Here is a 13258-nt window from a genome sequence, read left to right as displayed (position 1 = left end):
CGTCGCAAGGCGCCGTTTCCCAGTTGTTCCTCTCATGTAACGCCCATGTGAACCAACCGTCCGCGTTGACACCGTCACGGTGCGGGGGTGTCGCCGCTGGCACTCCCGCAGCCGTGGGGCGTCGAGGGTCAGTGCCGGCGGGCGTGGGCCGGGGCGGCGGCCCGCCGGCGGCGGGTGGCCCAGAGGGCACCGGCGCCGCCCGCCACGAGGGCGGCGGCACCGGCGGCGAGCGGGGTGGTGGAGTCGTTGCCGCCGGTGGCGGCGAGGTGGTCGGGCGCGGCAGAGGAGGTACCGGCGCCGGTCCGGCGGGCGGAGGGGGTGGCGGTCGCGGCCTGCGGGGCGGCGGGGCGGCCGGTGCCGGGGGCGGTGGACGGGGTGGTGTCCGCGGCGGGCTGGGCGGCCGGGGCGGCGTTCGCCGGAGTGGGAGTGGAAGACGGGGTGGGAGCGGCCGGGACCGGCTTCTCGCAGCTCACCGAGGCGACCGTGATCGTGCCGGTCACCTTGGCGACGTTGAGGTTCAGCGGGTCGACCGCCACCTGGACCTCCAGCGCCGAGGCGGCGGCCGTGGTGGAGGTGGTGGTCTTCTTGGAGAACTCCACGGAGACGCTGCCGACCAGCGGCACGTCCACCTTGGTCGGCCCGTACAGGCTGATCGTGACCGGCTTGCCGAGGACGGTGAGCCTGGCGGGCGCCACCACGTCGGCGGTCGGCTGCCCGTCGACCGGACAGGTGGCGGTGGCGGTGAGCGCCTCCAGGCCCAGCAGGGTGGTCGCGGGCAGGCCCGGGGCGTGCACATCGGCGTCGGCGAGGGTCACGGAGGCGGTGGCGCCCTTGGCGTCCGCCCTGGTCACCGACTTGCCGACGTCGGCCTTGACCAGGGTGACCGGGCCGGACTGGTCGACGCCGTCCACCTGGGCGGTGAGGACGGTGCCCTCACGCTGGGCCGGGGAGTCGACCCTGTTGAGCGAGACGTTCACCGGGACGTCCGCAGCGTTGTTCAACAGCCGGACGTCCAGGTCGAGTTCGACGGTGACGGCGCGCGCCTTGCCGGGCGAGGGGGCCGCCGGGGCGGTCGGGGAGGCCGGGGCCGCCGGGGCGGACGGCCCCGCGGCCCGGGCGGACGGGACGGTGAGCAGGGTGCAGACCGCGACGGCGGCGGTTGCGGAAACGATTCGGCGAGAAGACATGGCGGTACCCCACGGCCTACGACTGAAGTGGATGAGCCGCCAGTCTTCTCAAACGATCCGTCATATGAGCCGTACGGAGAGTCATTTCACCCGTTGGGGTGATGTTGACGCTCCACGCTGACCCAGGTCTGCTAAAGCGCGCTCGCGGCTACGGCAGACGCCAGTCCACCGGCTGCGCGCCCTGGCGCACCAGCAGCTCATTGGCCCGGCTGAACGGACGCGAGCCGAAGAAGCCGCCGCTCGCCGAGTACGGGCTCGGGTGCGCCGACTCGATCGCCGGGATCTCGCCCAGCAGCGGCCGCAGGTTGCGCGCGTCACGGCCCCAGAGGATCGCCACCAGCGGGCCGCCGCGCGCCGTCAGGGCACGGATCGCCTGCTCGGTGACCTCCTCCCAGCCCTTGCCGCGGTGCGCGGCGGGCTTGCGCGGGGCGGTGGTCAGCGCGCGGTTCAGCAGCAGCACGCCCTGCTGCGTCCACGGCGTGAGGTCGCCGTTGGACGGCTGCGGCAGGCCGAGGTCGCTGCCGTACTCCTGGAAGATGTTGATCAGGCTGGCCGGGATCGGCCGCACGTCCGCCCCCACCGAGAAGCTGAGGCCGACGGCGTGACCGGGTGTCGGGTACGGGTCCTGGCCGACGATCAGCACCCGGACGTCGGCGAAGGGCTGCTGGAAGGCGCGCAGCACGTTCGGCCCGGAGGGCAGATAGGTGCGGCCGGCGGTCAGTTCGGCGCGGAGGAAGTCACCCATCGCGGCGACTCGCCCGGCCACCGGCTCCAGCGCGGTGGCCCACCCGGGCTCGACGATCTCGTTCAGTGGACGCGGTGCCATGGGCGTAACCCTATCGGCCTACCCGGACAGTCCGTTCCCTCCGATGATCACACCGGTACCGCACCGGTGACAGCACCGACGACCCCCGCGCGGGCGCTCAGCCCACCGGGCGACCGCGCAGCACCACCAGCCGCGGATCGGCCAGCACCCGGACGTCGGCGCGCGGATCGTCCGCGTACACCACGAAGTCCGCCGGCGCGCCCTCCTCCAGGCCGGGGCGCCCCAGCCAGGCGCGCGCGCCCCAGCTCGCCGCCGAGAGCGCCTCCGCGGGGCTGAGCCCGGCCTTCACCAGCTCGGCCACCTCCGCCGCGACCAGGCCGTGGGCGAGCGAGCCGCCCGCGTCCGTGCCCACGTAGATCGGGATGCCCGCGTCGTGCGCCGCGCCCACCGTCGCGTAGCGGCGCTCGTGCAGCCGGCGCATGTGCGCCGACCAGGCGGGGAACTTGCCCTCGCCACCGGCCGCCAGCTGCGGGAAGGTGGCGATGTTGACGAGCGTCGGCACGATCGCGACACCGCGCTCGGCGAACACCGGGACCAGTTCCTCGGTCAGGCCGGTGGCGTGCTCGACGCAGTCGATCCCGGCCGCCAGCAGGTCCGGCAGCGACTCGGCGGCGAAGCAGTGCGCGGTGACCCGCGCGCCCTCCTCGTGCGCCGCCGCGATCGCCTCGGCGAGCGCGTCGCCGGGCCAGCAGGCCGCGAGGTCCCCGCGCTCCCGGTCGATCCAGTCGCCGACCAGCTTGACCCAGCCGTCGCCGCGCCGGGCCTCCGCCCGCACGTAGGCGGCGAGGTCGCCGGGCTCGATCTCGTGCGCGTAGTTGCGGATGTAGCGGCGGGTGCGGGCGATGTGCCGGCCGGCCCGGATGATCCTCGGCAGGTCCGCACGGTCGTCGATCCAGCGGGTGTCGGCGGCCGAACCGGCGTCGCGGATCAGCAGGGTGCCGGCGTCGCGGTCGGTGAGCGCCTGCTTCTCGCTGGTCGCGGCGTCCACCGCGCCGTGCGCGTCCAGGCCGACGTGGCAGTGCGCGTCCACCAGGCCCGGCAGCACCCAGCCGGTCACCGTCCGGACGTCCCCGGAACCCGCCCCGACGGCCACCGGGCGGGAGAAGCTCACCCGGCCGTCGACCACCCAGAGTTCGTCCCGGACGTCCTCCGGACCGACCAGCACCCGACCACGGACGTGCAGCACCGCGCCATCGCTCATGGCCGCACTCTACCGACGGCGCCGTTCCGGGGAAGGGCCGCGGATGGGGCAGACTCGTCCCCAGCCGGCCGCCGTCCCCCTCCCCACACACACCCCACCCGGAAAGGCCCCGAGACCGTGAGCCCCTTCCTCGACCTGCCCCCGCTCACCGCCGCCCAGTTCGCGGCGACCGAGGACAAGGTCGCCGCGCTGCTGCACACCACCGCCGACGTCATCGTCACCCAGGGCGAGGCGCTGCTGCCGCTGGAGGCCGCGATCCGCGGCGCCGCGCACCCGGGCTCGACCGCGCTCAACATCGTCACCGGCCCCTACGGGCAGACCTTCGGCAACTGGCTGCGCGACTGCGGGGCGAAGGTCGTCGACCTCGCCGTCCCGTTCGACACCGCGGTGAGCGGCGCGCAGGTCGCCGAGGCGCTGGCGGCGGACCCGTCGATCGACTTCGTCTCGCTGGTGCACGCCGAGGCCGCCACCGGCAACACCAACCCGGTCGCCGAGATCGCCGCCGCCGTCCGCGCGCACGGCGCCCTGCTGATGCTGGACGCGGTCGCCTCGGTCGCCGCCGAACCGCTGCTCACCGACGCGTGGGGCGTGGACCTGTGCGTGATCGGCGGCCAGAAGGCCATGGGCGGACCGGCCGGCGTCTCCGCCGTCTCGGTCTCCGCGCGGGCCTGGGAGCGGATCGCCGCCAACCCGGCCGCCCCGCGCCACTCCTACCTCTCGCTGCTCGACTGGAAGGAGCGCTGGACGGACGCCGGGCGCACCGCCCTGCCGCACGCGCCCGCGCAGTTGGAGATGCTGGCGCTCGACGCCTGCCTGGACCGGATCGCGGCCGACGGCCTGCCCACCGTGATCGCCCGCCACCGGGCGGCCGCCGCCGCCACCCGCGCGGGCGTCCGGGCGCTCGGCACGCTCGACCCCTTCGTCCCGGACGACGCGCACGCCGCGCCGGTCGCCACCACCCTGCGCACCCCGGCCGGCCTGGCCGCCGCGGGCCTCGCCGCCGAACTGCTGCGCCTCGACCCGACCCTCCCGGTCCAGGCCGGCGGCGGCGCCCTGGCCCGCACCATGCTGCGGGTCAACCACTACGGCCCCGCCGCCGCGCTCACCCCCGTCCGCGCCACCCTCACCGCCCTCGCCACCGCGACCGGCACCGACGCCGGCCCCGCCCTGACCGCGGCGGACACCGCCTGGGGCGAGGCGCTCACCGCCGGACGGTAGGCCGCTCCGGCACCCAGCTAGGCTCGCGCTCCGATCTTGATCACGGGGGGCACGCATGTCGACGGTGTGGACCAGAACGACCGGGTGGCTGACGCTGATCGGCGTCCTCGTCACCGAAGTGTGGGCGCTGCTGCCCGCGTTGAGCCCGGACGCGGTGGCGCTGTCGACCCGGGCCCGGCTGCTGCCGCTGCTGGTGACGGCGGTCTGCGCCCTCGCCTGGCTGGCCTCCTCGGCGGCGGCGCACCGGCGGAACCGGCGGGACGACGGTCGGCCGGAGCTGGACAAGCGCGCGCCCCGTACTCCGGGCCGGGCCGTCCCGGTGCTGCTCGGCATCGCGCTGGCGCTCGGGCCGGCGGCCGCCCTGGCCCAGGCGGTCGGCCCGGACGGCGCCGAGGGCCGCTGGACCCAGCGGGTCCTGCGGGCGGGCGGCGGCACCTACACGGTGGAGATCGCGGAGGTGCTCGGCACGCCCCGGGAGACCGGCGTCGTCGTCAACGACCACCCGGTCTGGAGCGCGCCGATGGTGCTGACGGTGCCGTGGTCCGACGGCGTGCCCCGGCGACTGACCGTGGACCGGGTCGAGACGCTGGACGAACCCGAGCCGGGTGACTCGGTCTCGGTGATGTTCGCCGCGAACGACCTCGAACTCGGCGCCCGGGCCCACGACTACAGCGGTCTGAGCGGCATCGCCGGGCTCTGGATCGTGCTCCTGGGCCTCGTCGGCTCGTTCATCGTCGCGCTCGTGCTGAACACCGCCGCCCGGGAGCCGGTCGACGAGCTGCGCCGGTTCACCCCCGGGACGCACCTGCCGGTCGCGCTGCTGCTGGCGGCGGGCGTCGGCCTCGCCCTGCTGGTGGTGTTCGCCTGGCCGCCCACCGCCGCGGGCTGGCTGCTGGCGCTCGCGGCGGCGACCGCCCCGCCGCTCGCCGCCTGGTGGGCGGCCCGCCGGCTCACGTAAGCCCCTCCCCCGGGTAAAACCCCGCAGCCTGTTCCCGCACCGTTCACTCCCCCGGCACCCTGACCTCACCGGCTCCCGGCAGGCTCCTGCGCGACGAGAAGTTGGCTATACAACTTCACCGCCGAGCCGCCCGAGGGAGACGACCATGACCACCGAGCTGTCGCCGTACTGGCTGCGCGACAACTGCCCCTGCGCCGAGTGCCGCGATCCGCGCAACGGGCAGAAGCTGTTCCAGATCACCGACCTGCCGGACGACCTGGCGATCGCCGCGCGGGCCGAGGTGGACGGCCACCTGGAGGTGCTCTGGTCGGACGGGCACCGCTCGCGCCACCCCCTCGACCGGCTGACCCGGGAGGCCGAGGACGACGGCCGGACGGAGGCCGGCAAGCGGCTCTGGACCGCCGCGGACTTCGCGGCCGGCATCCCGGAGGCGGACTGGGCGGCCTACCTCGCCGACCCGGCCGAGCGGGCCGCCGTGCTGGCCGCCGTCCTCCGCTCCGGCTTCGCGGTGCTGCGCGGGGTGCCGACCCGGGAGCGGCAGGTGCTCGCGGTGGCGGCGACCTTCGGGTACGTGCGGGTCACCAACTACGGCGAGCTGTTCGACGTCCGGGTCGAGCCGGACCCGAACAACCTGGCGTTCACCAGCGCCGCGATCGCCCCGCACACCGACAACCCGTACCGGGACCCGGTGCCCACCCTCCAACTGCTGCACTGCCTGGAGAACTCGGCGACCGGCGGCGACTCCGGCCTGGTGGACGGCTTCCGGGCGGCGGCGCTGCTGCGCGCCGAGGCGCCGGAGCACTTCGCCGTGCTGACCCGCACCCCGGTGCCGTTCGTCTTCCGCGACCGGGGCGCCGAGCTGCGCGCCGACCGGCCGCTGATCGAGGTGGACGGGCTGGGCCGGATCCGCGAGGTGCGGTTCAACAACCGCTCGATCGCGACCCTGCGCGGCCCGGCCGCGGAGCTGGACGCCTTCTACGCCGCGTACCGGGCGTTCGCCGCGATCACCCTGCGCCCGGAGCTGCAGCTGGAGTTCCGCCTCGACCCCGGCGACTGCCTGATCTTCGACAACGTCCGGCTGCTGCACGCCCGGACGGCCTTCGCGCAGGACGGCCGCCGCCACCTCCAGGGCTGCTACGCGGACGTGGACTCGCTCGCCTCCACCCTGGCCGTGCTGCGGCGCCGCTCGGCGGCGCTGGACGAGCTGGCCGCGCTGTTCGAGGGCGAGGGCGCCGGGGAGTACCTGGGCGAGGAGGTCACCATGGCCGAGCACATGCTGCAGGCCGGCGCGCTGGCCGAGGCGACGGGCGCGGGCCCGCACCTGGTCGCGGCGGCGCTGCTGCACGATGTCGGGCATTTCTTGGACCAGCACAGCCAAGGAGCCCTGCACGGACGGGATCTGATGCAGGGTCAGGACAACCGGCACAGCGACACCGGCGCCGACTGGCTGGCCCGCTGGTTCGGCCCCGAGGTCACCGAGCCGATCCGCCTGCACGTGGCCGCCAAGCGGTACCTCTGCGCCGTCGAGCCGGACTACCGGGCGCGGCTCTCCGAGGCCTCGGAGTTCACCCTCCAGGTGCAGGGCGGCCCGATGTCCGAGCAGGACGCCGCCGCCTTCGCCGCCCACCCGGGCGCCGAGGACGCGGTGGCGGTCCGCCGCTGGGACGACGAGGCCAAGGAGGCGGAGGCGGTGACCCCGGACTTCGCGCACTTCCGGCCGCTGCTGGCCGCGCTCATGCGCTGACGCGCCAAAGCGAGGTGGCGGCCCGGCCCACAGGCCTGGCCGCCCCCCAGAACTCAGTCGCCTTCCCGCGCGTGTCGCGAAAGCGCCGACGTGGCAAGCGAGTTGTGGATGCTGAAGGCCACCGTGCCGGGCAGGTAGCGGTCCTGGGACCACTCCACCGGCATACCGGTCGGGTCGGTCGTCCGGCGCCGCTCGCGCAGCAGCGGGCCGCCGCGCCGGCAGCCCAGCAGCCGGGCGTCGTCCGCGTTCGCGGCGACTATGTCGATCGTGTGGTCGGCGTCCGTGAACAGGATGCCGTGCTCGCGCAGCACCTCGGTGTGCGAGACGACGTCCGGCGGCAGCTCGGCGACGATCTCGCCGACCCGGGGCGGGTAGACGGTCCGCTCGACCATCACCGGCTTGCCGGAGAGGGTGCGCAGCCGGACCGTCACATAGACCTCGGAGCCCTGCTCCAGGCGGAGTTGCTCGCGCTCGGCGGCGTCGGCCGGGCGGCGGACCAGCGAGTCCAGGATGCCGCCGGGCTCCTCGCCCATCGAGTACGCCCAGTGCGTGAAGCTGAGCAGTTCGGAGAAGCTCTGCACCCGGGCCGTGCCGAGCACGACGCGGCGGGTGCCCCGGCGCGAGGTGACCAGGCCGTCCGAGCGCAGCATGGCGAGCGCCTGGCGGACGGTGCCGCGCGAGACGCCGTACTGCTCGGCGAGCGCGCCCTCGGCGGGCAGCCGTCCAGCCTCGCCGAACGCGCCGGTGGTGATCGCCTCGCGCAGGTCCGCGGCGACCTTCCGGTAGAGCGCACCGGACGCGCGCTCGGGTTCGGGAGCGCCGGCCGGGCGGCTCTCCGGGCGCCCCGACTCCAGTGCCACGTCAGTCAATTTCCCTCCTGGGCGGTGTCCTGCGCAGCCCATACCAGCGCGGACAGACCGACCTTATCCCGCTGCGCTCCCGAAGCATCGCACTCCGCGATCATCCGCCGGCGACCTGATTCGACCGTTCCCGCAGCCGACCCCGGCTCTGGGCCATCCGTTCACCTTCCCTTCACCGCGCTCCGGCGTACTTACTGCCGTCAGCGAAGTTGGCTAGTCAACTCGGATGACGTCGATCGGTCGCTCACCCCGGCCGGCCCGCCGCCCTTCGCGAGACGCCGGCCCGCGGACCCCCGCGAACGCCCCCTCGCAGTACGCCCCCTTTACAGGAGACTTCCCCGTGACCGTGCACCGCGCCCGTGCCGCAGCCTTCGCGGCCGTACTGACCGCCGCCGCGCTCTCCCTGACCGCCTGCGGCTCCGCCGGTTCGAGCGCCAAGGCCGGCGACGCCGCCAAGGCCGGCGCCAAGGACGCCAAGGACGCCACCTCCACCGCCGACTTCGGCGGCCTGGACGGCCTGGTCGCCGCCGCCAAGAAGGAGGGCAAGCTGCACGTCATCACGCTGCCCCGGGACTGGGCGAACTACGGCAAGATCATCGACGGCTTCAAGGCCAAGTACGGCCTGGACGTCGAGGAGGAGAACCCGGACGGCTCCAGCCAGGACGAGATCAACGCGATCAACTCCCGCAAGGGCCAGGACCGCGCCCCCGACGTGGTCGACCTGGGCAGCGCCTTCGCCCTGCAGGCGGTCAAGGACGGCATCCTCGCCCCCTACAAGGTGGCCACCTTCGACAAGGTGCCGGACAGCATGAAGGACGCCAGCGGCGCGCGGGTCAACGACTACGGCGGCTACATCTCCATCGGCTGCGACGCCAAGAAGATCGCCAACTGCCCGAAGACCTTCGCCGACCTGCTGAAGCCGGAGTACAAGGGCCAGGTCGCCCTCAACGGCAACCCGACCAAGTCCGGCTCCGCCTTCGGCGGCGTCTACGCGGCGGCGCTCGCCAACGGCGGTTCGCTGGACAACATCCAGCCCGGCATCGACTTCTTCGGCAAGCTGAAGCAGTCCGGCAACTTCAACCCGGTCGAGTCCACCCCGGCCACCATCGAGAAGGGCGAGACCCCGATCTCGATCGACTGGTCCTACCTGAACGCCGGCTACAGCGACCAGTTCAAGGACAAGGGCATCGACTGGAAGGTCTCCATCCCCTCCGACGGCTCCTACGCCCAGTTCTACAACCAGGGCGTCAACAAGTGGGCCCCGCACCCGGCGGCCGCCCGCCTGTGGCAGGAGTACCTGTTCAGCGCCGAGGGCCAGAACCTCTTCCTCGGCGGCTACGCCACCCCGGCCACCTTCGAGGCCCTGAAGAAGGACGGCACCCTCGACGCCGCCGGCGCCGCCAAGCTGCCGGTCGTCGAGAAGCCCTTCACCGACTTCCCGTCCGTGGACCAGATCAACGCGGCCAAGAAGGTCGTCACCGAGAACTGGACCAAGGCCATCGCTGGCTGACCCCGCCCCGGCCACGCACCACCCATCGGGCTGGGACACCACCCATCGGGCTGAGTCACCACCCGTCAGGCTGAGACACCACTCATTTGGCTGAGATAAGGCACTCATGACCACGGCTCCCACCCCGGTGCCGACCACCCCCGCCGCCACCGACCCCGGTGGCGGCGCGGGGGCGTCGACCACCGCCGCACGCACCACCCCCGCCCCCGCGCGGCGCCGCCCGCTCGCCCGCCTCGGCGGCGCCTGGCTGGCCACCGTGCCGCTGCTGCTGTTCTTCCTGATCGGCTTCGGGCTCCCCACCGTCGCCATCGTGATCGGCGCGTTCACCACCTCCAGCGACGCGGAGAGCGGTGCCGGGCAGTTCACCCTCGACAACCTGACGGCCTCCGTCCAGGGCGGCTACCTGACCGCCATGCTGAGCAGCCTCAAGCTCTCCGCGCTGACCGCGCTGCTCGCCACCCTGATCGGCCTGCCGCTCGCCCAGGCGGTCGTCACCTCCCGCCGCGGCTGGCTGCGCCAGGCAGTGCTCACCGCCTCCGGTGTGCTCGCCAACTTCGGCGGCCTGCCGCTCGCCTTCGCGTTCGTCGCCACCCTCGGCAACGCCGGCGAGATCACCAAGCTGCTGCACCTCACCGACCACGGCTGGACGCTGTACTCGTTCACCGGCCTCACCGTGGTCTACCTGTACTTCCTCGTCCCGCTGATGGTGCTCACCATCACCCCGGCGCTGGACGGCCTGCGGACCCAGTGGCGCGAGGCGGCGCAGAACAACCGCGCCACCACCTTCCAGTACTGGCGGCACGTCGCGCTGCCGATCCTGCTGCCCTCGCTGCTCGGCGGCTTCGTGCTGCTCTTCGGCAGCGCCTTCGCCGCGTACGCCACGGCCGCCGCGATGGTCGGCGCGACCGTCCCGCTGGTCAGCCGCTCGATCGCGGACGCGCTCTCCGGCAACGTGCTGGTCGGCCAGGGCAACCTCGCCCTCGCGCTCAGCCTCAACATGATCGTCGTGGCCGTCCTGGTGATGGCCGTGTACCTCCCCCTCCAGCGCCGGAGCGCCCGATGGCTCAGCTGACCACCCCCGACCGCCCCCGCCGCCAGGCCGCCGCCCGCCAGGCCGCCGTCCGCCGGCCGAAGGCGCGCTGGTGGCGCGGCGCCGTACTGCTGGTCGCCGGCCTCTACTTCGTCGTCCCGCTCGCGGCCTCCACCTGGTTCTCGATCGACGAGCCCCAGGGCCTCTCCCTCAAGGCCTACACCGGGCTGCTCTCCGCACCCGGCTTCCTGGACAGCCTCCGGCTGACCCTGGAGCTCGCCCTCGTCACCGTGCTGGTGCTGCTGGTCCTGCTCGTCCCCGCGCTGATCGCGGTCCGGCTCGGCGCGCCCCGGCTGCGCCCGGTCATCGACCTGCTCTGCACCCTGCCGCTGGTCGTCCCGCCGGTCGCGCTGACCGCCGGCCTGATCGGCGTGCTCCGCTGGGGCCCGGACTACCTGATGGACACCCCGTTCTTCCAGACCTTCGTGTTCGTCCAGAACCCGGACTTCCCGCTGGTGCTGGTCATCGCGTACGTGCTGATGGCCCTGCCGCTCGCCTACCGCTCGCTGGACGCCGGCCTGCGCGCGGTGGACGTCCGCACCCTGGTCGAGGCCGCCCGCAACTGCGGCGCGAGCTGGCCCCGGGCGGTGTTCACCGTCGTCCTGCCGAACCTGCGCGGCGCGCTGCTGAACGCCTCCTTCCTCACCCTGGCCCTCGTGCTCGGCGAGTTCACCGCCGCCTCGATCCTCGGGTTCCAGCCCTTCCCGGTCTGGATCTACTCGGTCGGCAACAGCCAGGCCCACATGTCGGTCGCGGTCTCCATCCTCAGCCTGCTGCTCACCTGGCTGCTGCTGCTCCTGCTGGCCACCGTCGGCCGGCAGCGCGGCGCCAAGACCGCCACCTCCTGAACCCCCCGGAGTCACCCATCATGACCACGGCCACCGCCCCCGTCGCCGACGCCCCCCTCGCCCCCGCCGGCGCGACCGTCGAGTTCCGCGCGCTGCGCCGCGCCTTCGGCGCCACCACCGCGCTCGACGGCCTCGACCTCACCGTCCGCCCCGGCGAGTTGCTCGCCCTGCTCGGCCCGTCCGGCTGCGGCAAGACCACCGCGCTGCGCATCCTGGCCGGCTTCGAGCAGCACGACTCCGGCCAGGTGCTGGTCGACGGCCGGGACATCACCGCGATCCCCGCCCACAAGCGCGACGCCGGCATGGTGTTCCAGTCGTACAGCCTCTTCCCGCACCTGACCGCCGCCGACAACGTCGCCTTCGGCCTGCGGATGCGCGGCGCCGGCAAGGCCGAGCGCCTCAAGCGGGCCAAGGAGCTGCTGGAGCTGGTCGGCCTGCCGCAGCACGCCGACCGCTACCCGCACCAGCTCTCCGGCGGCCAGCAGCAGCGCATCGCGCTCGCCCGCGCGCTCGCCCTCCAGCCGCGGGTGCTGCTGCTGGACGAGCCGCTGTCCGCGCTGGACGCCAAGGTGCGGCTGTCGCTGCGCGAGGAGATCCGCCGCCTCCAGCAGGAGCTGGGGATCACCACCCTGTTCGTCACCCACGACCAGGAGGAGGCGCTGTCGATGGCCGACCGGGTCGCCGTCCTGCGGGCCGGCCGGCTGGAGCAGTGCGCCGCCCCCGCCGAGCTGTACGCCCGCCCGGCCACCGCGTTCGTCGCCGAGTTCGTCGGCACCATGAGCCGGATCCCGTGCGTGCGGGTCGGCGAGGGCGTCGAGGTGCTCGGCCGCCGCCACGCGGTGGACGGCGCACTGCCGGCGGACGGCGCGCTGGAGGTGCTCGTCCGGCCGGAGAACGTCATCCTCACGCCTGCTTCGAACGGGGCCGCCCAGGTCGTCTCCGCATCCTTCCTCGGCGCCGTCACCCGCCTCACCGTCCGGCTCGACGACGGCACCGAGGTCAAGGCCGACCTGCCGACCGAAGCCGCCGCCACCCTGCCGGTAGGCTCCAACGCCGCTCTGACCCTGCCGGAGCGGCCGGTCCTGGTCGACCGCCGCGCCGTCTGATCTGCCCTGTTGAACCACCGAAGGTACCGCCATGCCTGAAACCCGCCCGCCCGCCGCCGTCCTCTTCGACATGGACGGCACCCTCGTCGACACCGAGCACCTCTGGGTGCAGGCCACCGCCGAACTCGCCGACGAACTGCACCACCCGCTCACCGACGCCGACCTCCCCGAGGTCCTCGGCCAGGCCATCGAGCACACCGCCGCCCACCTCCACCGGGTCAGCGGCACGGCGCTCAGCGAGGCCGAACTCGCCGACCGGCTCGGCGACTCCTTCGCCGGCAAGGTCGCCGCCGAGACCGTCCCCAGGCCGGGCGCGCTCGCGCTGCTCGCCTCGCTGCGGGACGCGCGGGTGCCCACCGCGCTGGTCTCCGCCTCCCCGCGCCGGGTGGTCGACCTCGTCCTGTCCACGCTCGGCCGCGACTGGTTCGCGGTCACCCTGGCCGCCGAGGACACCCCGCGCACCAAGCCCGCCCCGGACCCCTACCTGGCCGCCGCCGCCCACCTCGGCCTCGACCCGGCCGCCTGCGTCGCCGTCGAGGACACCCCCACCGGCGTCGCCTCCGCCACGGCGGCCGGCTGCGCGGTGCTCGCCGTCCCGTCCAGCGACGTCGCGATCCCCAACGGCTCCCGGGTCACCCTCCTGGACAGCCTTGAGCACGCGGACCTGGACCTGCTCGGCCGGCTCACCGCCGCCCCCGGGGTTTAATTCC

12 protein-coding genes are annotated in these 13258 nt (G+C 74.1%); 8 read left to right on the top strand and 4 right to left on the bottom strand.

All coding sequences use genetic code 11. The annotated features are described in order from the left end of the window. Positions 1-128: 128 nt before the first annotated feature. From ACFP3U_RS25995 to ACFP3U_RS25985, 3 genes are all read right to left on the bottom strand, one after another. Positions 129-1187, bottom strand: a complete 1059-nt coding sequence (locus ACFP3U_RS25995) for an SCO1860 family LAETG-anchored protein (protein WP_380228077.1) — start codon at positions 1185-1187, stop codon at positions 129-131. A gap of 148 nt (positions 1188-1335) precedes the next feature. Further along, the gene (locus tag ACFP3U_RS25990) at positions 1336-2013 is read right to left on the bottom strand and encodes a uracil-DNA glycosylase (RefSeq protein WP_380228076.1); all 678 of its coding nucleotides are present in this window, start codon (positions 2011-2013) and stop codon (positions 1336-1338) included. Positions 2014-2110: 97 nt separating this feature from the next. Further along, a complete protein-coding gene (locus tag ACFP3U_RS25985) occupies positions 2111-3214 on the bottom strand; it encodes an amidohydrolase family protein (RefSeq protein WP_380228075.1) in 1104 nt (367 codons plus the stop codon). A gap of 117 nt (positions 3215-3331) precedes the next feature. Between ACFP3U_RS25985 and ACFP3U_RS25980 the strand changes: the two genes are divergently transcribed. The 3 genes from ACFP3U_RS25980 (at position 3332) to tmpA (ending at position 7134) form a co-directional block, all read left to right on the top strand. Continuing rightward, complete coding sequence (locus tag ACFP3U_RS25980) at positions 3332-4432, top strand: pyridoxal-phosphate-dependent aminotransferase family protein (protein ID WP_380228074.1); 1101 nt, start codon at positions 3332-3334, stop codon at positions 4430-4432. Between the two features lie 55 nt (positions 4433-4487). After that, positions 4488-5390, top strand: a complete 903-nt coding sequence (locus ACFP3U_RS25975; protein WP_380228073.1) for a hypothetical protein — start codon at positions 4488-4490, stop codon at positions 5388-5390. A 145-nt stretch (positions 5391-5535) separates the two neighbouring features. Next, complete coding sequence (gene tmpA, locus ACFP3U_RS25970; RefSeq protein ID WP_380228072.1) at positions 5536-7134, top strand: 2-trimethylaminoethylphosphonate dioxygenase; 1599 nt, start codon at positions 5536-5538, stop codon at positions 7132-7134. Between the two features lie 53 nt (positions 7135-7187). On the opposite strand, the gene ACFP3U_RS25965 is transcribed toward tmpA, so the two are convergent. Further along, positions 7188-7994 carry a GntR family transcriptional regulator gene (locus ACFP3U_RS25965; protein ID WP_380228105.1) on the bottom strand — a complete coding sequence of 269 codons (807 nt, stop codon included), beginning with the start codon at positions 7992-7994 and terminating at the stop codon, positions 7188-7190. A gap of 340 nt (positions 7995-8334) precedes the next feature. Here ACFP3U_RS25965 and ACFP3U_RS25960 point away from each other — a divergent pair, with 340 nt between their 5' ends. From ACFP3U_RS25960 to ACFP3U_RS25940, 5 genes are all read left to right on the top strand, one after another. Next, positions 8335-9504: an ABC transporter substrate-binding protein gene (locus ACFP3U_RS25960; RefSeq protein WP_380228071.1), complete on the top strand. Its 1170-nt coding sequence runs from the start codon at positions 8335-8337 to the stop codon at positions 9502-9504. A gap of 106 nt (positions 9505-9610) precedes the next feature. Beyond that, a complete protein-coding gene (locus ACFP3U_RS25955) occupies positions 9611-10576 on the top strand; it encodes an ABC transporter permease (RefSeq protein ID WP_380228070.1) in 966 nt (321 codons plus the stop codon). Further along, positions 10564-11442 (top strand): ABC transporter permease, encoded by an 879-nt coding sequence (locus ACFP3U_RS25950; RefSeq protein ID WP_380228069.1) that lies wholly within the window; start codon positions 10564-10566, stop codon positions 11440-11442. The genes ACFP3U_RS25955 and ACFP3U_RS25950 overlap by 13 nt, the downstream gene beginning before the upstream one ends. A gap of 20 nt (positions 11443-11462) precedes the next feature. Continuing rightward, the gene (locus ACFP3U_RS25945; RefSeq protein WP_380228068.1) at positions 11463-12548 is read left to right on the top strand and encodes an ABC transporter ATP-binding protein; all 1086 of its coding nucleotides are present in this window, start codon (positions 11463-11465) and stop codon (positions 12546-12548) included. A gap of 31 nt (positions 12549-12579) precedes the next feature. Next, a complete protein-coding gene (locus ACFP3U_RS25940; RefSeq protein WP_380228067.1) occupies positions 12580-13254 on the top strand; it encodes an HAD family hydrolase in 675 nt (224 codons plus the stop codon). Positions 13255-13258 lie beyond the last annotated feature (4 nt).

It is taken from the genome of Kitasatospora misakiensis, assembly GCF_042656005.1.
Lineage (GTDB): Bacteria > Actinomycetota > Actinomycetes > Streptomycetales > Streptomycetaceae > Kitasatospora > Kitasatospora misakiensis.
Note: the sequence above shows the minus strand (reverse complement) of the source record. Positions and strands in the feature narration are given on the sequence as shown.